18 protein-coding genes are annotated in these 22,207 nt (G+C 49.5%); 16 read left to right on the top strand and 2 right to left on the bottom strand.

Going from position 1 to position 22,207, the window contains the following annotated elements; genetic code table 11:
- Positions 1–35: 35 nt before the first annotated feature.
- The 4 genes from Q0R37_RS03695 to Q0R37_RS03710 are packed head-to-tail and all read left to right on the top strand — an operon-like array spanning position 36 to position 5,556.
- Complete coding sequence (locus tag Q0R37_RS03695) at positions 36–2,561, top strand: hypothetical protein (RefSeq protein ID WP_294751376.1); 2,526 nt, start codon at positions 36–38, stop codon at positions 2,559–2,561.
- 13 nt (positions 2,562–2,574) lie between these two features.
- Entirely contained in the window at positions 2,575–3,546 is a 972-nt protein-coding gene (locus Q0R37_RS03700; RefSeq protein ID WP_294751379.1) for a glycosyltransferase family 2 protein, read from the top strand.
- Entirely contained in the window at positions 3,533–4,621 is a 1,089-nt protein-coding gene (locus Q0R37_RS03705) for a glycosyltransferase family 4 protein (protein ID WP_294751383.1), read from the top strand. The genes Q0R37_RS03700 and Q0R37_RS03705 overlap by 14 nt, the downstream gene beginning before the upstream one ends.
- Positions 4,618–5,556: a lysylphosphatidylglycerol synthase domain-containing protein gene (locus Q0R37_RS03710; RefSeq protein WP_294751387.1), complete on the top strand. Its 939-nt coding sequence runs from the start codon at positions 4,618–4,620 to the stop codon at positions 5,554–5,556. Before Q0R37_RS03705 ends, Q0R37_RS03710 begins: the two co-directional genes overlap by 4 nt.
- A 206-nt stretch (positions 5,557–5,762) precedes the next feature.
- Here Q0R37_RS03710 and Q0R37_RS03715 read toward each other — a convergent pair whose 3' ends face one another.
- Both Q0R37_RS03715 and Q0R37_RS03720 read right to left on the bottom strand, forming a co-directional pair.
- Complete coding sequence (locus Q0R37_RS03715) at positions 5,763–8,138, bottom strand: homocysteine S-methyltransferase family protein (protein WP_294751390.1); 2,376 nt, start codon at positions 8,136–8,138, stop codon at positions 5,763–5,765.
- A gap of 18 nt (positions 8,139–8,156) precedes the next feature.
- Positions 8,157–9,272 (bottom strand): chorismate mutase, encoded by a 1,116-nt coding sequence (locus Q0R37_RS03720; protein ID WP_294751393.1) that lies wholly within the window; start codon positions 9,270–9,272, stop codon positions 8,157–8,159.
- Between the two features lie 255 nt (positions 9,273–9,527).
- Here Q0R37_RS03720 and ruvC point away from each other — a divergent pair, with 255 nt between their 5' ends.
- From ruvC to truA, 12 genes are all read left to right on the top strand, one after another.
- On the top strand, positions 9,528–10,019 hold the full coding sequence (ruvC, locus tag Q0R37_RS03725; RefSeq protein WP_294751395.1) for a crossover junction endodeoxyribonuclease RuvC: 492 nt from the start codon (positions 9,528–9,530) through the stop codon (positions 10,017–10,019).
- A 13-nt stretch (positions 10,020–10,032) separates the two neighbouring features.
- The gene (gene ruvA, locus Q0R37_RS03730; RefSeq protein WP_294751398.1) at positions 10,033–10,656 is read left to right on the top strand and encodes a Holliday junction branch migration protein RuvA; all 624 of its coding nucleotides are present in this window, start codon (positions 10,033–10,035) and stop codon (positions 10,654–10,656) included.
- A gap of 28 nt (positions 10,657–10,684) precedes the next feature.
- Positions 10,685–11,419 carry an enhanced serine sensitivity protein SseB C-terminal domain-containing protein gene (locus tag Q0R37_RS03735; protein WP_294751400.1) on the top strand — a complete coding sequence of 245 codons (735 nt, stop codon included), beginning with the start codon at positions 10,685–10,687 and terminating at the stop codon, positions 11,417–11,419.
- A gap of 15 nt (positions 11,420–11,434) precedes the next feature.
- A complete protein-coding gene (gene ruvB / locus Q0R37_RS03740; RefSeq protein WP_294751403.1) occupies positions 11,435–12,493 on the top strand; it encodes a Holliday junction branch migration DNA helicase RuvB in 1,059 nt (352 codons plus the stop codon).
- Positions 12,494–12,524: 31 nt separating this feature from the next.
- Complete coding sequence (locus Q0R37_RS03745) at positions 12,525–13,052, top strand: hypothetical protein (RefSeq protein ID WP_294751408.1); 528 nt, start codon at positions 12,525–12,527, stop codon at positions 13,050–13,052.
- A 453-nt stretch (positions 13,053–13,505) separates the two neighbouring features.
- Positions 13,506–14,864 (top strand): phosphoglucosamine mutase, encoded by a 1,359-nt coding sequence (gene glmM, locus Q0R37_RS03750; protein WP_294751411.1) that lies wholly within the window; start codon positions 13,506–13,508, stop codon positions 14,862–14,864.
- A 29-nt stretch (positions 14,865–14,893) separates the two neighbouring features.
- A complete protein-coding gene (locus Q0R37_RS03755) occupies positions 14,894–15,757 on the top strand; it encodes a class I SAM-dependent methyltransferase (RefSeq protein ID WP_294751413.1) in 864 nt (287 codons plus the stop codon).
- A gap of 227 nt (positions 15,758–15,984) precedes the next feature.
- Positions 15,985–16,845, top strand: a complete 861-nt coding sequence (locus Q0R37_RS03760) for an energy-coupling factor transporter ATPase (RefSeq protein WP_294751416.1) — start codon at positions 15,985–15,987, stop codon at positions 16,843–16,845.
- Between the two features lie 28 nt (positions 16,846–16,873).
- The gene (locus Q0R37_RS03765; RefSeq protein WP_294751419.1) at positions 16,874–17,737 is read left to right on the top strand and encodes an energy-coupling factor transporter ATPase; all 864 of its coding nucleotides are present in this window, start codon (positions 16,874–16,876) and stop codon (positions 17,735–17,737) included.
- Positions 17,738–18,541: an energy-coupling factor transporter transmembrane component T gene (locus tag Q0R37_RS03770; RefSeq protein WP_294751422.1), complete on the top strand. Its 804-nt coding sequence runs from the start codon at positions 17,738–17,740 to the stop codon at positions 18,539–18,541.
- 22 nt (positions 18,542–18,563) lie between these two features.
- Positions 18,564–21,440: a YfhO family protein gene (locus tag Q0R37_RS03775; protein ID WP_294751424.1), complete on the top strand. Its 2,877-nt coding sequence runs from the start codon at positions 18,564–18,566 to the stop codon at positions 21,438–21,440.
- A complete protein-coding gene (gene truA, locus Q0R37_RS03780) occupies positions 21,427–22,188 on the top strand; it encodes a tRNA pseudouridine(38-40) synthase TruA (RefSeq protein WP_294751427.1) in 762 nt (253 codons plus the stop codon). Before Q0R37_RS03775 ends, truA begins: the two co-directional genes overlap by 14 nt.
- Positions 22,189–22,207 lie beyond the last annotated feature (19 nt).

The raw sequence follows: 22,207 nt of genomic DNA on the forward strand, positions 1-22,207 counted from the left end.
GTAATAAAAACAATCAGGGGGGAGTGAGAAAAGGGATGTTATTGCCGGCGTTTTGCTTTGCGGGAGTTTTATTTGCTCTCTTTGGTTCTGTTATATGGCTGAGAGGAAAGAATGTTATCGAAGCTGCTGTTATCGGCATAGTATTTTGGTTTTTTACGCATATTTTTGCGAGTATGGTACTTTTTGCCGTTGACGAGTATAATATTATCCGTGCTGCATTCGGAGCAATGGTCATCAGCGCGTCAGCAATGGCTGCCGCACTGTATGTACAAAGGAGAGCAGTATCACGGGAAAAGAAGCTTTTTGGCGTCAGCTTTTCCTTGAACGAGATGCTGATCCCGATAATAATAAGCATCCTTGCACTCCCTTTTGTCCTGCAAAAAAACGAATTCTTCGGTATGGGACAGGATCAGGGCGTCTACCAGATACAGGCTGTTTATTTTATAAACGGAGACACCAAAAGACAGAAGGATATGTCGGAGTATTATGAGCTGGAGACCGATCACGAGCGTGATTTCTATGAAGAAGCTATGCGTTCGGTAAATATCGGTTATGATATCCCGCCTGAAGACTATCCCGAAACGTCTTATGATAAGAATGTCGGGAAGGTTTCGGGAATATTTCACGGTATACCTGCATACACGGCTTTACTTGCATTGTGCGGAAAGCTTTTCGGTCTTTCACATATGCAGGATTTTGAGACCGTATTATTCATATGCCTTATCTTTCTTGTTTACTTCATATGCGGGCATCTTAAACTGAAAAAGTCAGCTTCGGTGTGTGCTTGTGCTGTTACGGCATTTTCGCCCATAGTTATATGGTCGGCAAAGTCTGCGCTCACAGAAATGATGCTTGCCATGATACCTGCGGTGTTCCTTTATTTTATTACCGATGATGATGCGCCTGCAAACAAGGGGTTATCGGTTATACCTGTATTTGTGTTTGGCTGCTTCCATGTTTCGTTCTATACTGTGCTGCCGATGTTCATACTGATATACGGAGGGATGTATGTATTTACGCGGGAAAAGCGATATGCGGTATTTATGCCTGTTATAACAGCTTTTTATGCTGTGAGCTTCCTGATTATGAGGCATATACAGCCCGTTTATGTATTGAAGAACTATGATCCTCTATATGTCGGCGGTATCAGTATCTATAATGTCAGCACACTGGTGCTTGCGGTCTCGGCTGCGGCATTGATCGCTGTGACGGGTTTTGCTGTGTTCATAGGCAAACGAACGAAAGGTGATTTCAGCAAAGAAGTTTTTTTGAGAAAGATCTCGGATTCGGGCAAATTCCTGCTTTTGCTCAGGATAATGCTGATGATCCCCTGTATATCCATAGTTGGTGTATTCATTATAAATACCGATTTTAAGCAGGCAGCCTATTCATCACTGTTCGGATTTGTAATAAACGCAGGAACTGCATTTTTTATACTTGGTTTTCTTGTTTCCGTAAAGAATGTGAAGTATTTTGCGGAAAGCACTTCCCGTCTGGTGTTATTCATAATGTTTTTTTACTGTGTGCTGATCTACTCGGCATTTTTACGCAGGGATATGCCGTATTATTACTACTATGCAAGGTATATCACGCCGTATGTATCTGTAGCAGTGATCTATGCTGCGGCGGCGCTCGATAAACACGGCATCAGGCTTACTGTGCCGGCAGCTGCGGTCAGCCTTCTGTGTGTGGCGGGCTTTGATAAGAACCTCATGCTGAATAAGGATGATACCCTTGTCGAATGGAGCATTATCGAGGACCTTGCAGATAACATAAGTGAGAAGGACTGCGTGGTAATATCCGATGATTATTCAAAGAGACTGTGGCTGGTACTCAGAAATATGACAGGTGCCGGATTATATCCCATGGATAATGATGACAGCGGTCAGCTTGACAGGCTCGCGGCACGTTATGGGTGTGTTGACGTACTGACAAGGGAAAAACTGAATGACGGATTTTCACCTGTCTATATGAACAAAAATCATATAAGCAATGATGAATTCACAGATATGGGGAAGCTCCTGCCGTTACCAAAGAGCTTTTTTAAAGAGACCGAAGATGTGAGACTTTATTCCTATGATAAAAACCGGTATCTTTATACAGCGGTAAAGGATCATGGGAAAATGGACGGTGTAACAGAGACGGTCGGTGATCTCTGCTGGACAAACGAAGAAACTGCCGGTATAAGGTGCAGTCTGCCGGCAGATGATTATGAGCTCACTGTTGAATTAGGCTGTGAGATACCTTTGGACAGGATAAAAAGCGGAAAGAACGAGATAAAGGTGTTGCTTAACGGTAATGAGATCGGAAAAAGTACCATAACTCCCGAAAACAACGGCAAAGCACTGCATTTCAGCGTAAACAGCCATTTCATGAATGACGGAGAAAATGAGCTGTGCATCAGCGGCAGCTTATGGCAGGCAGGGCTCATGGATATATCCGATACATCAAAGCTGCCTCTTCATTTTGACGGATACGGAAGATTCTACCTTAATCCCATATATTCCGAAAAGATCGGCATACCTATAAGAAGTGTCCGTTTTACTCCTGTTTCACGATGAAAGGAAGAATAATATGAAGCTTATCATACAGATACCCTGCTATAACGAGGAGGAGACGCTCGAACTTGCGTATAACGACCTTCCGAGGCATATAGACGGTGTCGATACCATAGAATATCTCATAATAAACGACGGAAGCAAAGACGGGACAGTCAAGCGTGCAAGAGAGCTCGGATTTCATCATATCGTCTCCTTCAAGCAGAACAAGGGACTTGCAAAGGGCTTTATGGCAGGAATAGACGCCTGTCTGCACCTCGGAGCTGATATCATTGTCAATACCGACGCGGACAATCAGTACTGCGGCGCGGATATCGAGAAGATAGTCCGTCCTATACTCGAAGAAAAGGCGGATATCGTCATAGGCGAGCGCCCTATTGATGAAACAGAGCATTTTTCATGGAAAAAGAAGAAGTTCCAGCACCTCGGAAGCTGGGTGGTACGAGTTGCTTCGGGAACGGATATACCCGATGCGCCCAGCGGCTTCAGAGCCTATTCGCGGGATGCGGCGCTGAGACTGAATGTGGTGAACGAGTATACATACACTCTTGAGACTATAATACAGGCAGGAAACAATAAAACTGCCATGATGTCTGTTCCCATAAGGACTAATCCCGAAACAAGACCCTCGCGTTTGTTTTCAAGTATGTGGCGCTATATGAAGCGCTCCTCCGCTGTGATAACCCGCTCTTTCGTGATGTACAAGCCGCTTAAATTCTTCACGGCTATCGGCTTTGTACTTCTTCTGCTGGGAGCTGTTCTCGGTATAAGGTTCCTTATACTCATGGCTATGGGCGACGGAAACGGACATATACAGTCCCTTATCCTTACGGCTATACTGGCGATGATGGGATTTCAGACCATTACCATAGGGCTTCTCGGCGACACTATCTCGGCTAACAGAAAGCTCCTTGAGGATGTGCAGTACAGAGTGAGAAAAATGGAATGCGGCAAGAGCGATGAGGAAAAAAAGCATGAAGAAAATTAAGCTCCTTTACGTCACAAGGAAGTATCCTCCCGCTGTGGGAGGAATGGAGAATTTCAGCTATAACCTCTACAGCGGCTTTGACGCGGAAAAGGTCGAAAAGGATATAATCGCCCTTGGAAAGCCGCAGAAAAACCTTGTATGGTTCCTGCCGTATGCCTTGATAAAAACACTGATAAAGGCGCGGAAATACGATATCGTTTTTATCGGGGACGCACTCCTCAGCAGTATCGGCTTTTTCACAAAGCTCCTTTACCCGAAGAAAAAGACAGTCGTTAACGTATTCGGACTCGATATAACATTCAGGAACAGGCTCTATCAGCTGTATCTGAAGCTCTTTTACAACAGGTTCGACAAGTATATCGCTATCAGCAGCGAGACCGAAAAGGCTTTCAAAAAAAGGGGCGGCAAGCGTTCCTGCGTTATAAGCTGCGGAGTCGATACCGAACAGTTCAGCGGTGAATGTGCGGACTATGAGGAAATATGCCGCAGAAACGGCATAGGCAAGGACGATATCGTTCTTGTGACGGTGGGCAGACTTGTAAAGCGCAAGGGCGCTGAATGGTTCGTCAGCAATGTAATGCCGCTGCTCAGGGACGAAAAGGTGAAATATCTCATCATCGGAGACGGCGAGGAACGCGGGAATATTGCGGAGAGCATAAAGGAACACGGTCTCGGCGATAAAGTGAAAATGCTTGGAAGAGTTGACAATGCCGAGCTTAATGCGGTATATACCCACGCAGATGCATTCATAATGCCGAATATCCATGTAGACGGCGATATGGAGGGCTTCGGGCTGGTTGCGGTCGAGGCGGGACTTGCGGGACTTGCAGTGTTTGCCTCGGGCATTGAGGGTATACGTGACGCAGTCATTGACGGAAAAAACGGCTGGGCAATGGAAAGCGGAAATGCGGCGCAGTACGCAGAGCGCATAAAGGATCTCTGCGCGAACCGTGAGGACTACCGCAGAAAGGCGGCTGAGTACAGCATATACACACGGGAAAACTACTCTTGGAGCTCGGTATGCGAAAAATACGTGTGCCTTTTTGAGAAAATGCTTGGGAAAGATAAAAAATGAAGCCTAAAAAAGTAATAAAGATCATCGGCAATATCATAATGGCAGCCGCCCTTGCCTTTGTGATAAAGAAGCTTCTGGACATGGATATAAAGCTTTCCGACCTGAGGGACGGCAGAGTTATGCTGTCAATGGGGATATGCTTTGTGATCCAGACGGTAATAATAATATTTTCATGTTACCCGTGGCTCGTATTCACGAGAGTACTTTCGGGCAGGAGCATACCCTTTTCGGCGGCAATGCCCGTATATACGCGGTCCAATCTGTATAAGTACCTCCCCGGAAATGTATTCCAGTACGTGGGACGGAACAAGCTTGCGGCTGATATGGACATAAGCCATGTGGATGTTGCCTGCGCCACGGTCATGGATATATTCTTCTGTGTGCTGTGGACTGCCGTTATATCAGCTTTGCTTCTCGGTGGAAGGATAGCTGAGCTTTTTCACAGGTACGGCAGGGGACTTATCATAGCGGCAATAGTCGGCGCGGCTGTTATCGCTGCGGCGGCAGTCCTGTGCAGACTGAAGTTCCGCGAGAGGTTCATAAGCTGCATCTCCCGCTATTCAAAAGCCTTTGAAAAGGAGAAGCGTCCCATGCTTCTCAGGGGAGCTTTCTATTATTTCTTGCAGAACGCAGTATCGGCGGCGATGTACTTCGTCTGCCTTACGCTTATAATACCGCAGGCAGGGGCAAAGGAACCTGTCGTGCTCACGGGAGCTTTCATGTTTGCGTGGATAATCGGCTTTGTTACTCCGGGAGCTCCGGGGGGTATCGGTATACGCGAGGGCGTAATGATATTCGTATGCGGCGGGAGCTGTTCCGACAGGATAGTACTGTTTGTGCTGGTGATGCGGTTAGCTTCGGTATTTGCGGATATTGCGGCATTTATCATTGGCAGGATATACGCCAAAGCTAAGCCGACAGCCGTTAGCCTGTAGGGAACGCCGTCCTCGGCGCTCCACAGTGAGTAGTAAGCAGTGAGTAGATAGTAGTAGGGGCGGCGTTCAGCCGCCCGTGAAATATACCCGAAAGCAAAAAAGCAGCCCAGTGGGCTGCTTTTCTCTTCGAGCGGATATTTTTAACAATTTGCGGGACGTCGAAGACGCCGTCCCTTACAAAATAATTCCTAATTCCTAATTCCGAATTAAGCATTATAAACTTTTGAGGCTATATCCACGGTCTGCTTTGCGTCCTTGGCGTAGAAATCAGCGTGTATCTGCTCCGCATAGGAAGCAGTAAGAACAGCTCCGCCCACCACGGTCCTGCACTCGGGGTACTTCTCGTTGAGCTGCTTTATAGTCTCTGCCATAGCGCCGAGAGTAGTGGTCATGAGGGCGGAAAGTCCCACAAGGCTGACCTTGTTCTCTATAGCCGCATTTACGATAGTTTCGGGCGGTACGTCCTTGCCGAGGTCTATGACCGTGAAGCCGTAGCTGTCAAGGAGCACCTTTACGATATTCTTGCCGATATCGTGTATATCTCCGTGTACCGTGGCAAGCACTACCTTGCCCTTGGATACGCTCTCGCTGTTTGCTGCGGAGAGCTTGGTCTTTATGACCTCAAAGCAAGCCTGAGCGGCTTCTGCGGTGAGTATGAGCTGCGGCAGGAATATCTTTCCCTTTTCAAATTTAGCTCCTGCGTTGTCAAGTGCGGGGATAAGGTAGCTGTTGATTATCTCCATGGGATCCACAGTGTTCATGAGCTCCTCGGCAGCTTTCACGGCTTGGTTTTTCAGGCCGTTCTCCACCGAGTACATTATATCGGGAGCTCCCTTGTCCTGTGCGGGGGCAGGAGCCTTAGGCGCATTGTCGTCCTGTGCGTATATACTAATGAAATCCGCGGAATTGCGGTCTATTCCCGCAAGCAGGCGGTAAGCTCTTACAGCTCCGATTATGCCCTCGATATTGGGATTGATGATAGGGAGAGTAAGACCGCTGTGGAGCGCCATTGTAAGGAATGTACGTGTTATGAGCTCGCGGTTGGGCAGTCCGAAGGAGATATTCGATACACCGAGAACGGTGTTGAGTCCCAGCTCGGTCTTTACCCTGTGGAGAGCGTTGAGAGTTTCCATAACTCCGTCCTGTTCTGCTGAAGCCGTAAGGGTAAGGCAGTCTATGAATACGTCCTCTTTGGGTATGCCGTACTCCATAGCGCGGCGGAGTATCTTTTCCGCGATGGCAAAGCGTCCGTCGGCAGTTTTGGGTATGCCGCCCTTGTCGAGAGCAAGTCCCACCACGGAAGCTCCGTACTTTTTAACAAGGGGGAGTATGGCTTCGAGGGAGTCGTCCTCGCCGTTTACGGAGTTTACTATGGGCTTGCCGTTGTATACGCGGAGACCTGCCTCCAAAACCTCGGGAATAGTGGAATCAAGCTGCAAGGGCGTATCACAGACGCTCTGTATTGCCTTTACCGCCGTCACCATCATTTCCTTTTCGTCGATACCCGGGAGACCTACGTTTACGTCCAGTATCTCCGCACCTGCGTAAATCTGCTCAACTGCCTGACCGAGGATATAGTCCACATCATGAGCAAGGAGAGCTTCCTTGAAGCGCTTTTTGCCCGTAGGATTGATACGTTCACCGATAACACGGGGCTGATTTATGGTCACGCAGTTCACGGCTGAACAGGCGATGCTTGCGCGGACTATCTTTCTCGTCTGCCTTTCCGTGCCCGAAAGAGCTTCTATCATAGCGGAAATATGCTCGGGAGTAGTTCCGCAGCAGCCGCCGAATACGGTAACGCCTGCGTTTGCAAGCTTTACCGCGCTTTCTGCGAAGTCCTGAGGGTCTACGTTGTACTCGTTGGTAACAGGGTCGGGAAGTCCTGCATTGGGCTTTGCAATGACGGGAAGCGTCGTAAGAGCGCATATCCTGTCGAGAACGGGGAAGAGCTCCTCGGGACCGAGGGAGCAGTTGACTCCTATGGCGTCAGCGCCGAGACCTTCCAGCACAGCTACCATACATTCGGGAGATACGCCCGTGAAGGTACGCATATTCTCCTCAAAGGTCATAGTCACGAGAACAGGCTTGTCGGAGTTCTCCTTTGCGGCGAGAACAGCGGCTTTTACCTCGTAAAGATCGGTCATTGTCTCGATAACTATAAGGTCCGCGTCCTTTCCTGCCAGAACGAGCTCCCGATAAACGTCATAAGCGTCCTCGAATTTAAGAGTTCCCGCAGGTTCGAGGAGCTGTCCTATAGGGCCGAGATCGAGAGCCACAAGAGCCTTTCCTGCCGCAGCTTTTCGGGCGTTGGCAACGCCTGCTGAGACCACTTCCTCCACTGTATGGCCGCTTTTCGCCAGCTTGAAGCGGTTAGCGCCGAAGGTATTGGCATAGATTATATCCGCACCGCTTTCAACGTAAAGGCGGTGTATCTTCATTATAGCCTCGGGATCGGTTATGTTCAGCAGCTCGGGAACGTGCTCCGTCTTTATGCCGTGAGCCTGAAGCATGGTGCCCATGCCGCCGTCGAGGAACACGAAGCTGTTGTTTTCAAGCAGGGAATAGAAGTTTTGGGACATATTTATCTCCTTTGTTCCTTATTGTGATCTGAATGTGCCGATACATCTGAAATTGCTGAGGTTTTCCTCAAGATCGCGGAGAACGGCTTTAACGCTTGGGTCTGAGAGCTTTCCGCTGAAATCGAGGAAGAACATTACGTCGAAGCTTCCGTCGCGTATGGGACGGTTCTCGATCCTGAGAAGGTTCATGCCGTTTACAAAGAATTTTGTCAGCAGACGGTAAAGACTACCTTCCTTATGGGGGATAGTGAGCATTACGGAGACTGCGTCAGACTCCTCCGCTACCTGTAAGTCTTTGGAAATTATTATGAACTGAGTGCGGTTTATGGTGCAGTCCGCGATATCTCTTGCAAGAATTTCAAGTCCAAGCTTTTCGGCGCATGATGTGGAGCATATAGCTGCAATGGGCTCGCTGCTGCCGAGCACCTTTTCCGCAGCTGTGGCGGTGTTGCTGTACTCGTGCTTTTTCAGCCTTGTTCTGCTGAGGAACACCTCGCACTGTGAGAGCGCCTGCCTGTGAGAGTAAACGCAGGTGATGTCCTCTATTTTAGTGCCTTTTTTTGCTGCGAGGCAGTGATCTATCTCAAGAGTTACCATTTTCACGATATAGAAAGGGTATTTTGCCATGAGGTCGTAGGTGCTGTCCACAGAGCCTGCGGTGGAATTCTGAACGGGAAGAACGCCGTAGTCCACTTCCCCTGCCTGTACAGCCTTGAAAACGTCCTCAAACGAGGGATAAAATGTGAAATCCCTCTTGCCGAACACCTTTATGGCGGCAGCTTCGGAATTTGCGCCCGATGTGCCCTGACAGCCTATCTTCTTCGCGCCCTCAAAATCGGGAGCGGTATAGCTGTAATCGTGAGAATCGGTAAGTATGGTGCGGTTCTGTAATATCTTGCTTATGTCCATTATGTTGGTGAAAAGGGCGGTAGTGCCGTTTTCAAGCTTTTCGTTTGCCGTCAGCTTTTTGATACGGTCGATGATCTCCTGTTCACGTCCGCCCTGAAAGACGGGCATTTTATGCTCCTTTTTGTAGTCTGCTACCTCTCCGCAAAGCTCCATACGCTTCATAAAAAGGGAGAGGATCTCGCTGTCGATCTCATCTATACCGTCGCGAAGCTGTTTAAGATCCATAAAAAATACCTCCGATATTAGCCGTTGGCTTTCAGACCTTAGCCGTCAGCTCTCAAAGGCTGAAAGCTGACAGATAAAGGATGATGCCAAAGGCTCATTGATATACATCACATATTATAGCATTTTTTTTTGTAGAAATCAATAAAAAAGGGATAAATATATTGCAAAGGGTACTTGTTTTATGTTATAATAATACAGTATATAGTGAGTAACTATATTCACATGAAGATAAAATCAAAAAACAGGTAAAAAACATTGAAAAAAGTCAGAATACTGGGCATTGACCCGGGCTATGCCATAGTCGGATTCGGAGTCCTCGATTACGATGGCATAAGGTTCACGCCCATAGAGTACGGAGCTGTGCTGACAGACGCGGGAACGCCCTTCCCCGAGCGTTTAAGGGCTATACATGAGGATATAGAGTACATATTCGACAAATTCTCACCCGAATGTATGGCAATAGAGAGGCTTTACTTCACCACAAACCAGAAAACTGCCATAGATGTGGCGCAGGCAAGGGGAATAACCGTGCTTTCTGCCGCAAAAAGGGATATCCCCGTTTCGGAGTATACTCCCTTGCAGGTAAAACAGTCTGTGGTCGGCTACGGAAAGGCTGAAAAGAAGCAGGTAATGGAAATGACGAGACAGCTTCTCGGCCTTGCACAGATACCGAAGCCCGACGATGCCGCCGATGCGCTTGCCATAGCCATATGTCACGGGCACAGCACAAGATTTGATTTCAGATAAAGGACAAGGAAAAATGATATACAGTGTAAAAGGAACACTTACGGTCAAGGAGCTTGGCTTCGCGGTCATTGAATGCGGCGGAGTGGGCTACGGCTGCCGTACCTCATACAATACGGTCTCTCAGCTGGGGGATATCGGCAGCGAGGCGAAGCTGTACACATACCTCTATGTCAGGGAGGATGTGGTGGAGCTGTTCGGCTTTGCCACATTGCAGGAGCTGAGCTGCTTCAAGCTGCTCATATCCGTATCGGGCGTAGGACCGAAGGCGGCTACGGCTATACTTTCCGACGTCACACCCGAGAAGTTCGCTCTCCTCGTGGCTTCGGGAGACAGCAAGGCGTTCACAAAGACAAAGGGAATAGGTGCAAAGACGGCTCAGAGGCTCGTCCTTGAGCTGAAGGACAAGATATCGTCGGAGTCCATAAGCGGAAGCATAAGCAGCGATGCCGCAGCCTTTGCGAGTATTGCTTCGGGCGAGACTTCCTCCGCGGTATCGGAGGCTCTCGAAGCCCTTATGGTCCTCGGATATACACAGGGAGAAACAGCTCCCATACTCGGGAAGCTCGATCCCTCACTCAGCACTCAGGAGCTTATAAAAGAAACACTCAGACTAATGGCGGCAAAAAATATGCGCTGAAAATATACTATCAAGGAAGGTTACTGTTATGATGAATCTTGACGAATTGCTGAAAGCGGCAATAAAAGACCCCTCACAGCGTTCACTGTTCTTACAGACGCTGATAAAGAGCGACGTTTACGTTATATGCAAGAACCCTGTCAAGCAGGAGCGCGACCGCGCCGAAGGCGGCGTACAGCTCGAACTGATAACCACCCAGAACCCCGACGGTGAGGTATTCATACCGTTTTTCACAAGCTACCGTGCGCTCCAGCAGTTTGCAAAGAGATATGTTGACTGCTATAAGATAAACTGCCTGAGACTTTTCGACCTTATACAGTCGGTATCGGCAGTACTCAATCCCAATTCCTACGGCAAGGAGTTCTCGTCGCAGGAGATAAAGAGCATACTCATGATAGCCCGCAATCTCAAGATCAAGGCTATCTCATACAACGAAGCGGATATCATAAGCTACCGCGCGGTAGAGCACTCAGTCAGCCATATCACGAGAGCTGCGAGCAAGTTCCTTTCAAAGCAGCCCAATGTTGACAGAGCCTTCATCATGGAGATGATAAAGGGCTGTGAAAAGCCGCAGATACTCCTTGTGCTGGATATGATGGGAAGTACGAGAAAGCTCTTCGTGCCGCTCTCAAAGTATCTGTCAAAGATAGTCAAGGCAAACGAGCATCTGTGCTTTATAAGCTATGAACAGGATATGGGCAAGAAGGCTGCGGCGACCGTAGAGCCCTTCTATGTCCGCAAAAAGAGATTTTTCGAGAAATAATTCAGAGGTGTTTATTTGATACAGACAGAGGATATGGAGTTCGCTCCGAGGATAATCTCTCCCGAGAATACCACCGAGGACAGCGACGGGGAGCTCAGTCTCCGGCCGCAGACCCTCCATGAGTATATCGGACAGGAAAAGGTGAAGGAAAACCTCGCCATATACATTGAGGCGGCAAAGCGCAGAAGCGAGCCTCTCGACCATGTGCTGCTGTACGGCCCTCCGGGTCTCGGAAAGACTACCCTTTCGTCGATAATAGCTCATGAGCTGGGAGTTAATCTCCGCGTTACCACAGGTCCTGCCATTGAAAAGCCCGGCGACCTCGTATCGCTGCTGACCAGTCTTTCCGACAATGATGTGCTTTTCATTGACGAGATTCACAGGCTTTCCCGTGCGGTTGAGGAGATACTCTACCCCGCACTTGAGGACAGAGTAATAGATATCATCATAGGCAAAGGTCCTTCTGCACGTTCTATACGCATGGACCTGAAGCCGTTCACGCTCATAGGCGCTACCACGAGAGCAGGACAGCTTTCCGCTCCGCTCCGTGACCGCTTCGGCGTTATACAGCGCCTTGAGCTATATACAAAAGAACAGCTCACGGACATCGTGAGAAGAAGCTCAATGATACTCGGTATCCCCTGCACCTCCGACGGAGCTGCGGAGATAGCGGGCAGAGCCCGCGGTACGCCGCGTATAGCCAACCGCCTGCTGAAAAGAGTCCGCGACTTTGCCGATGTTATGGGCAACGGTCAGATAACGCAGGAGATAGCTTCCATAGCCCTCAGCCGTCTTGATATCGACGCACTCGGACTTGACGGACTTGACAGACGTATGCTCGAAATGATAATAAAGGGCTACGGCGGCGGACCTGTGGGACTGGAAACTCTTGCTTCCGCCATAAATGAGGAGAGCGTTACCCTTGAGGATATATGCGAGCCCTTCCTTATGCAGCTTGGATTTCTCGGAAGGACTCCCCGCGGAAGAGTCGCGACGCGCCTTGCCTACGAGCATCTCGGCATAGCGCCGCCCGAGCAGACTGCGGCCGCCGATGAAGGACAGATGAGCTTCTGACGATGCTCCCCGAAAGGGAGAGAGGTAGAAAATGCTGATAAAAGGTTCAAGGAGATATAATCTCAGACATAACAGCGAGAGAGCCGAGCAGCCCGAATTCGGCAAGATGATAAACGGACAGGCAAAAGGCCGCGTATCTGCGCTTAGATACGGTATATGCCCCATGAGCTTCAACGGCTGCGAGGTCATAGCGGTACACAATGCCCTTGTGTATCTCGGGAAGCCTCAGCCGCTTAAGGATATCGCCTTCTATATGGAGCGCTTCCGCGTGCTTTTGGGATTTTTCGGCTGCAACGCCTTCAGGCTCGGAAAAGCCCTTGAACACTTCGGGGCAGGATATACCCGCATAAGAAGCGTCGATGACGCAAAGGCATTTATCATAACTTTCTGGACGAGACGCCCTTTCCTTTCCATGATTCACACTGTATTCTGCGTGAGGGAGGCAGGCGTTATAAAGGTCTACAACCGCTACAACAACGTGTGTACTGCGGAGATATGCCGCAGCGCTGACGAGATAGCGGGTAAACGCTGCATAATAGCGATATACAGGATAAGTTGAGAGCGGAGAGTTGAAAGTGGATGAACATTATTCCCCTCCCTTCCTTCCTTCCTTCGTTGTTATGCACAAATTGCAATGAATGCTTTTGTTAAAAATGAACGAAGGAAGGAAGGAAGAGAGTTTTATGCGTCAAATCAAATTCCCTTTTATGAAGTGTGCTGCTCGGATAAATTCAATTCGTAATTCATAATTGTAATGCGTAATTAATTGTGTCGGCTTACGCTGACGGATTATAGAATTATTATGATCCTGTTCGCTGTAGGGGCGGATATCATCCGCCCGCAAAAAACAAATATCAATTATGACACGGGCGGCGGAACGCCGCCCCTACAATGGGCTATCGGCTAATGGCTAACAGCTCAAATCAAAAATTTGCAAAGCAAAATTTTGATTTATGTGAGCAGCTCATAACTCTCAATTCTCAACTCTCAACTGAAACTAAGGAGATTTTCAATGGCAAAATTGTTCGGTACTGACGGTCCGAGAGGTATTGCGGTGACCGACCTTACCTGCGAGCTGGCAATGCAGACGGGAAGAGCTGCTGCCACAGTGCTTGCGAAAAAGGGCGGAAAAACGAAAATACTCATCGGCAAGGATACAAGGCGCTCCTCGGACGCCCTTGAAGCTGCGGTGTGTGCAGGTATATGCTCAGTCGGTGCGGACGCAGAGCTTTTAGGGATAGTTCCCACTCCTGCGGTGACGCATCTGATAAGCACTCATGAAGCCGACGGCGGCATTATGATATCGGGAAGCCATAACAGTGCCGAATTCAGCGGACTTAAAATATTCTGCGGCAGAGGCCACAAGGTCATGGAGGAAGCCGAGGACGAGATAGAAAGGCTCGTGCTTTATGCTCCCGGGGAGATGAAGCCCTGTTCCAACGAGAATATGGGACGCATCATACACTCCGAGAAAACGGCTGTGCATGAGTACATAGAGCACGTAAAGGAAGCTGTCGGCATAAGCCTCAGCGGATTCAGGGTCGCCGTGGACTGCGCCAACGGCTGCGCGGCATATACGGCGAAAAAGCTGTTTACCGCCCTCGGAGCTCAGACTGTGGTATTGTTTGACAAGCCCGACGGCAACAACATAAACAAGGACTGCGGAAGTACACATATCAACCGTCTTATAGAACGTGTGCTGAAAAACAGATGTGACTGCGGACTTGCCTTTGACGGCGACGCGGACCGCTGCATAGCAGTTGACGAGAAGGGCAATATGATAGACGGAGACAGGCAGCTCGCCATATTTGCCCGCAGCATGAAGGAGCAGGGTATCCTTGACAAGGATACTGCCGTAATAACCGCAATGAGCAGTCTCGGACTGCGGAAATATGCGGCTGAAAATGATATCAGGCTCGTCAGCTCGGGCGCGGGAGCACGGTATGTGCTTGAGCGTATGCTGGAGGGCGGCTATAAGCTGGGCGGTGAGCCCAACGGACATATCATTTTCCTGGGCGACAGCGGAACGGGTGACGGACAGCTTGCAGGCGCAAGGCTCATGGGTATCATGAAGCGCAGCGGACTTAAACTCAGCGAGCTCACGGAGGATATCCCCGCTTATCCGCAGGTCAAGCTCAATGTCAAGATTTCGCCGAAGTTCAAGGAGCTCTGGAAAAACGAGAAGAGCATAACGGAGCTTATCGAGAGCTTTGAAAAGGAGCTCGGTGAGGACGGCAGGATAATGGTGCGCGAAAGCGGAAAAGAACCAATAATACGCATAATGGCCGAGGGCAATGACTTCGGCAGGATAAACGATATGGCTGTTGATATAGCGCAGCATATAAAGGAAAAATGTGCGGCAGACGAATGAGTGCCGATAAAATATAAGGAGCATTTATTTTGAGAACAGCAAACAACTGGAAGGATTACAGGATAATAGATACGTCTGACGGAGAAAAACTGGAAACATGGGGCAATATCAGTCTTGTGCGCCCCGATCCGCAGATAATATGGAAGACCGAGCGCACAGACCCTCTGTGGAAGAATGCGGACGGTCACTATCACCGTTCAAATCAGGGCGGCGGCAAATGGGAGTTCCGCAAAAGGCTCCCCGAGTCATGGAATATCAGCTACGGCGATCTTACCTTCAATATCCGTCCCACAGGTTTCAAGCATACGGGGCTTTTCCCAGAGCAGGCTGTCAACTGGGACTTCATGGCGGATAAGATACGCAGTGCAGGCAGGGAAATAAATGTACTGAACCTGTTTGCCTACACGGGCGGAGCAACTCTTGCCTGTGCGGCGGCAGGTGCTTCTGTGTGTCATGTTGACGCCTCAAAGGGCATGGTGCAGTGGGCGAGAGACAACGCGGCGGCTTCGGGACTTTCCGATAAGCCCATACGCTGGATAGTGGACGACTGCGAGAAATTCATCGCCCGTGAGATACGCCGCGGACGAAAGTACGACGCCGTGATAATGGATCCTCCAAGCTACGGCAGAGGTCCGGGGGGCGAGGTATGGAAGCTTGAGAACTGCGTTTACGACCTTGTGAAGCTCTGCTCGGGAGTTCTCTCCGACGATCCGCTGTTCTTCCTGATAAACAGCTATACCACGGGACTTTCTCCCTCGGTAATGGGATATATACTGGGGACTGTCCTCACGGATAAATTCGGCGGCAATGTGAGCTTTGACGAGATAGGGCTCCCCGTAAAGTCAACGGGAATGACGCTTCCATGCGGTTCTACCGCCATCTGGCAGAAATAGCCCTTAGCCGTTAGCCTTTAGCTTGTAGGGGCGGCGTTCCTCCGCCCGTGAAATGAAAACTTGTAGGGACGACCATTGGTCGTCCGTAAATAACAATAAATAAGGATAGAATATGAAAAAAACACTGACAGCAATACTGAGTATACGCTCATGGTCAGTGCAAGATCACAGGAGGAAGCGCTGAAGATATGCTCAACAGTGACTTTTGCTGAAGAACAGGGATAAATATGGAAAATATAATCGAAATAAAAGGTCTGCACTTTTCTTATGAGTCCGACGACGAGGAAAAGAAGCCCGTCGAGGTACTCAAAGGCATAGACCTTGACATAAAGCAGGGTGAGTTCGTAGCGGTGCTGGGGCACAACGGCTGCGGAAAATCCACCCTTGCAAAGCACCTGAACGCTATACTGCTCCCGACAGAGGGAACGGTAACGGTGGACGGCATAGACACAAAGGACGATGGAAAGCTCTTCGAGCTCCGTCAGAGAGCGGGAATGGTATTCCAGAACCCCGATAATCAGATAGTTTCGTCTATAGTCGAGGAGGACGTGGCATTTGCCCTCGAAAACCTCGGTGTGCCCTATGAGGAGATGCGCAGGCGTGTTGACGAGAGCCTCAAAGCCGTGGGAATGTACGAGTACAGGCTGCACTCGCCAAGTCAGCTCTCGGGCGGACAGAAGCAGCGTGTGGCTATTGCAGGCATAATCGCCATGCAGCCCAAGTGTATCATACTCGACGAGCCTACTGCGATGCTCGACCCGCAGGGACGAAAGGAAGTTCTTGCCACCATACACCGCATGAACCGCGAGCAGGGCATAACCATAGTGCTTATCACACACTATATGGACGAGGCTGCGGACTGTGACCGCGTTGTGGTCATGGACAAGGGAATGGTAGTCCTCGACGATGCTCCCGAGAAGGTATTCTCACAGGTGGAAAAGCTGAAAGCCATAGGGCTTGACGTCCCGCAGGTGACAGAGCTGGCATGGGAGCTGAGAAAGGCAGGCTGCGACATATCTCCCGAGATAATCTCTGAGGAGGAATGTGCTGCGGCAATAGAAAAGCTGTTCGCAGACCGACAGGTCTGACGATGCAGATAAGTAAAGGAGAATAGAATTGGCTATCCTTGAAACACAGGAACTTACATACACATACAGCATAGGAACGCCTTTTGAAAAAACTGCTGTAGACCATGTGAGCCTTAAGATAGATGAGGGCGAAATGATAGGCGTTATGGGACATACAGGCTCTGGAAAGTCCACGCTCATACAGCACTTCAACGGACTTCTGAAGCCTACGTCGGGAAAGGTGCTCCTTGACGGAAAGGATATATGGGAGGATAAGGACAAAATACGTGACGTCCGCTTCAAGGTGGGACTTGTTTTCCAGTATCCCGAATACCAGATATTCGAGGAGACGGTTTTCAAGGACATCGCCTTCGGCCCGAAGAATATGGGCCTCGATGAAGCCGAGATAAAGCGCCGCGTCCTTGAAACAGCCCATGATATCGGACTTTCCGAGGAGCTGCTCGAACGCTCCCCCTTTGAGCTCTCGGGCGGTCAGAAGCGCCGCGTTGCCATTGCGGGCGTTATGGCTATGGAGCCGAGAGTGCTCATACTCGACGAGCCCACCGCAGGTCTTGATCCTGCGGGCAGAGACAAGATACTCGAACACATCAGGCGCTATCATGAGCGCACAAAGAATACCATACTCATCGTTTCGCACAGTATGGAGGATATAGCATCATTTGCGGACAAGATACTTGTAATGAGCAGGGCGAAGCTCTTCTGCTGCGACGAAACGGTAAATGTTTTCGCAAGAGCCGATGAGATATCGGAGATAGGTCTTGACGTACCGCAGATCACAAAGGTCTTCGGAGAGCTCAGGCGCAGAGGCCTCGATTTCGGCAAGGAAGTATTCACGGTGGGATACGCGCGCGATCTTCTGCTGAAACACCTGAACGAAAGGAAGGTGCTCTGAATGCTGAGAGATATCACCATCGGACAGTTCTTCCCCGGGAACAGTATCATACACAGGCTCGACCCGAGATTCAAGATAGTTATCACGCTTATTTACATAGTTATGCTGTTTTCGGGCGGCAATTACGTGTGCCTTATTGTGGGAGCCGTATACACCTTCGGCGCTATACTGCTTTCCCGCATACCCGTTAAGATGTTCTGGAAGAGCGTAAAGCCGCTTCTCCCGTTCCTTGTGATCACGGCGGTCCTCAATCTTCTGCTCATGAGCAGCGGAGAGGTGCTGTGGAAGTGGAAATTCCTCAGGATAACCGAGGACGGACTTAACACCAGCGTATTCATGGTCATAAGGATAGTACTCCTCATTATGGGAACATCTCTCCTGACATACACAACTTCACCTATAACCCTTACGGACGCTATAGAGCGGCTGCTCTCGCCGCTGAAGAAAATAAAGTTTCCCGTGCATGAGCTTGCGATGATGATGTCCATAGCACTCAGATTCATACCTACGCTCATTGAGGAGACCGACAAGATAATGTCCGCACAGAAAGCCCGCGGAGCTGAAATAGATACAGGAAGCTTCGCAGTGAGAGCAAAGAACCTCATATCCATACTTGTCCCGCTGTTCATATCCGCATTCAGACGTGCGGACGAGCTGGCAACAGCTATGGAGTGCCGCTGCTATCACGGCGGAGAGGGAAGAACAAGACTGAGACAGCTCAAGTCCGCTCCGAGAGACTATATAGCTCTTGCCGTGACGGTACTTTTCCTTGTGGGAGTTATCGTACTTGGCAGGATCATCTGAGCGGATCACAGAGAGGAAAACAATGAACAAAGAAGAAAGACGGGCCGCTGCGCGACTTAAGCTGGAGCGGTTCAGAAAAGGCAAATTTTACCGTATAATGTACGAAAAGGGTGTGCTGTACTTTATACTTTCGTTTCTTATCCCGTTTTCCGTAATGCTTTACGCATTCGGTATGTTCGGGGTACACCCCTTTGGAAACAGACAGATACTCGTAGTCGATCTGTGGCATCAGTACTACCCCTTTTTCAGGGTAGTCCACGAGAAGCTGGTAAGCGGCGGCTCGTTCCTGTATTCATGGGAAAACGGACTGGGCACCAACTTCCTGTCGCTGATATCCTACTATGCGGCAAGTCCGCTGAACTGGCTGTCGGTATTCTTCGGAAACGGCGGAGAAAGGGACGCGCTCACATTCATACTTGCGGCAAAGATAGGCTTTGCGGGAGCGTTTTTCAGCACCTTCCTGAGATATACCTACAGGCGCAGGGATTTCTCCTTATGTATGTTCTCCGTGGCATATGCCCTTTGCAGCTATACTCTTGGGTATTACTGGAACGTAATGTGGTTCGATACAGTGGCGCTGTTCCCGCTGGCAATGCTCGGCATAGTGATGCTGTGCCGCGAGGGCAGGTGGAAGGTATTCACCTTTTCACTGGCGCTTTCGCTGATCGCCAATTATTATATCGGCTATTTCACCTGCTTATTCTCCATACTTATGTTTGCGGCGGCAGGCATAATCGAATGCAGGGGCATAAAGGACTGGTTCAGAAAGCTTCTGCTGATGATACGTTCATCGGCGCTCGGAATAGGTCTGGGAGCTTTCATGCTGCTTCCTGCATATTTCGGTCTGAAACTGACCTACAGCGTAAACAACACCATGCCGAAGGAAATATCCTTCTATGAGGACTGGAAGAAGATATTCGGAAATCTGCTCTCGTATAACGAGCCCACGAAGGTGGACGGACTTCCCAACTTTGCCTGCGGAATGCTGGCGGTGATGCTCTTCGGAGTGTTCATCTTCGCATTCGGCATAAAGATAAGGGAAAAGATAGCCGCTGTGATAATGCTTGGCGTCATAGCCGTGAGCTGTAATATGAACATCCTCAATTACATATGGCACGGCTTCCATTTCACCAATCAGATACCCTACCGTTTCGCGTTCATATTCAGCTTTGTGCTTGCTGCGGCAGCGTTCAGAGCCTATGACGTCATACTGAAACGGGGCGTAAAGATATATCATCTTGTACTCATGCTCATTGCGCCTTCGGCTGTCTTTGTGCTGTATAAAATATCTCAGGGCGTTGACTATAAATTCGAGGGCGCCATAAAGAGCTCGGCTATCATTGCGGGAGCGTTCTGGCTGATATTCGTGGCGGCGAAGATGTTCCCGTTCAAAAGCCAGAGGATAAGGAACATCATGATGACCTTTGTGCTTGCGGCGGCAATGTTCAGCGAGTTCATAAGCAATGCACAGATAGGCGTCCAGACAGTGGATACCACAAGCTACAGCGATTATCCTGCCACCTATGACGAGGTCGAGGCTCTTCTCGGCTACGAGAGGAAAAATGACAAGTCGCCGTTCTACAGGACGGAAATGACACAGACATATACTCTCAATGACAGTGCGCTGTACGGCTACTACGGACTTTCACAGTTCTCATCGGCGGCAAACGTATCTGTGACCACATTGTGCAAGAGACTGGGGCTTTACGCCTCAGAGGCGGGAAACCGTTACTACTACAGAACATCAACGCCTGTTGTGAATTCCATTTTCGGCATAAAATACCTTGTCAAAAAGGGCGGAGTGCTCAATTCCGAGGACTGGGTGTTCGAGGACATTCACACCTCGGGAAGCTCAACGCTTTACAAAAACCGCTATCCGCTGTCTCTCGGCTTTATGGTTAGCGATGAAGTGCTCAATATGGAGGACAGCAATTCGGCAAATCCCTTTGAGTATCAGAACAGCCTTGTCCGCTGCCTTACAGGCATGGACGGTGAGTTCTTCGTGCCGCAGCCCGTGGCTCTTGCAGAGTACGACGGCCTTGACGTATCCAAGAACGGCTACGGCAACTATACCTTCCAGAACAATACGGAGGAGGCAACGGGAAGCGTCACATATACCTACGATTGCATCGACGGCAGCTATATCTACGGCTACGCCAACGGTTCGGGCGGTACCTGCGACCACCTTGAGATAAAGTGCGGCGAGGATACCATCGACTCGGGAAAGCTCATCGAAAGCTACCCTATTGTATTCCCCATGGGCAACGGACAGGCAGGAGACGAATCCACTGTAAAAATAACCTCCAGTGAGAAGCACAAGTCGGGAAACTTCAAGCTCATGGTATATTCTGTTAAAAAGGAACGCTTTGAGGAGTTCTACAGCGAGCTTGCCGACGAGCAGCTTGATATAACCGAATTCAGCGACCGAAAGATAAAAGGCAGGGTCAATGCAAAGAAGGACGGAGTGCTCTATCTGTCGATACCCTACGAAAAGGGCTGGAAAGTGTATATCGACGGCGAAAGAGCCGAGACCTTCAAGGTATTGCAGGCAATGCTCGGCGTAAAGGTGGACAGCGGTGAGCATAATATCAGGATAGAGTATACTCCCGAGGGCTTTGCTCTTGGGGTTACAATAACATTTCTCAGCGCGGCGCTTGTGATATTTTTCGTACTTGCCGAAAGAAAGCGCAGACTGCTGAGAAGAGAGCAGGCGGCAGCATTGCAGCGTGAAGCTGCGGATGATGACGCGGCTTCGACCTACAGGCAGGGAGCTGCCATATACGACCAGTTCGGTATCCCGAGACCCGAGGACCATATCGGCAGAGTCGAGGACTCTGAGATAGTTCTTTACGACGGCAGGGATACGGCTGAAAAGGGGGCGGGAGATGCGGAACCTTAAAGTAACAGCAGCCTACAGAGGCACAAGGTATCACGGCTTTCAGCGTCAGAGCAATGCCCTGACGGTGCAGGAGGTGCTTGAGAGCAAGCTCTCGAAGGTGCTCAACGAGCCTGTGACGGTGATCGGCTGTTCAAGGACAGACACGGGAGTACACGCGAATATGTTCTGTTTCAATGTTAAGACCGAGAGCAAAATAAACTGTCTCGGCTTTTGCAGGGGCGTGAATGGGGAGCTCCCCGATGATATATCCATTCTCAGCTGCGAGGATGCTCCCCTTGATTTTCATGCAAGATATGACTGCAAGGGAAAGGAGTATATCTATAAAATGCACTGCAGCGAGTCGAAAAACCCCTTTGCGGCAGATCTTATGCTGCATTACAGGAGAAAATTCGACATTGAGGCTGCGCGGAAAGCAGCAGGTTATCTGGTGGGAACTCACGATTTTTCGTCGTTTTGTGCTGACTGTACAAATGTTTCAACCACAGTAAGGACTATTTATTCTTTCAAAATAGAAAATAGTGGAGATTCTGTGATAATGCTTGTAAAAGGCAACGGTTTTTTGTATAATATGATTAGGATAATCGCAGGCACTCTTATGGACGTAAGCGAAAAAAGGATAGCTCCCGACGATATACCTGATATACTTGCCGCAAAGGACCGCCTCAGGGCGGGCAGAACGGCTATGGCTCACGGACTGTACCTGAACCGCGTGTTCTACAGCGAGGAAGAGCTTATGAAAGAGACATAGGATCAAGAACAAAAAAGGA

Origin of the sequence: uncultured Ruminococcus sp., assembly GCF_946415235.1 — a bacterium.
Lineage (GTDB): Bacteria > Bacillota > Clostridia > Oscillospirales > Ruminococcaceae > Ruminococcus.

Excerpts from the sequence above, each read along its gene's own strand:
- Q0R37_RS03695 (WP_294751376.1), top strand. The coding sequence starts at position 36 with ATGTTATTGCCGGCGTTTTGCTTTGCGGGAGTTTTATTTGCTCTCTTT.
- Q0R37_RS03700 (WP_294751379.1), top strand. The coding sequence starts at position 2,575 with ATGAAGCTTATCATACAGATACCCTGCTATAACGAGGAGGAGACGCTC.
- Q0R37_RS03705 (WP_294751383.1), top strand. The coding sequence starts at position 3,533 with ATGAAGAAAATTAAGCTCCTTTACGTCACAAGGAAGTATCCTCCCGCT.
- Q0R37_RS03710 (WP_294751387.1), top strand. The coding sequence starts at position 4,618 with ATGAAGCCTAAAAAAGTAATAAAGATCATCGGCAATATCATAATGGCA.
- Q0R37_RS03715 (WP_294751390.1), bottom strand. The coding sequence starts at position 8,138 with ATGTCCCAAAACTTCTATTCCCTGCTTGAAAACAACAGCTTCGTGTTC.
- Q0R37_RS03720 (WP_294751393.1), bottom strand. The coding sequence starts at position 9,272 with ATGGATCTTAAACAGCTTCGCGACGGTATAGATGAGATCGACAGCGAG.
- ruvA (WP_294751398.1), top strand. The coding sequence starts at position 10,033 with ATGATATACAGTGTAAAAGGAACACTTACGGTCAAGGAGCTTGGCTTC.
- Q0R37_RS03735 (WP_294751400.1), top strand. The coding sequence starts at position 10,685 with ATGATGAATCTTGACGAATTGCTGAAAGCGGCAATAAAAGACCCCTCA.
- Q0R37_RS03745 (WP_294751408.1), top strand. The coding sequence starts at position 12,525 with ATGCTGATAAAAGGTTCAAGGAGATATAATCTCAGACATAACAGCGAG.
- glmM (WP_294751411.1), top strand. The coding sequence starts at position 13,506 with ATGGCAAAATTGTTCGGTACTGACGGTCCGAGAGGTATTGCGGTGACC.
- Q0R37_RS03760 (WP_294751416.1), top strand. The coding sequence starts at position 15,985 with ATGGAAAATATAATCGAAATAAAAGGTCTGCACTTTTCTTATGAGTCC.
- Q0R37_RS03770 (WP_294751422.1), top strand. The coding sequence starts at position 17,738 with ATGCTGAGAGATATCACCATCGGACAGTTCTTCCCCGGGAACAGTATC.
- Q0R37_RS03775 (WP_294751424.1), top strand. The coding sequence starts at position 18,564 with ATGAACAAAGAAGAAAGACGGGCCGCTGCGCGACTTAAGCTGGAGCGG.
- truA (WP_294751427.1), top strand. The coding sequence starts at position 21,427 with ATGCGGAACCTTAAAGTAACAGCAGCCTACAGAGGCACAAGGTATCAC.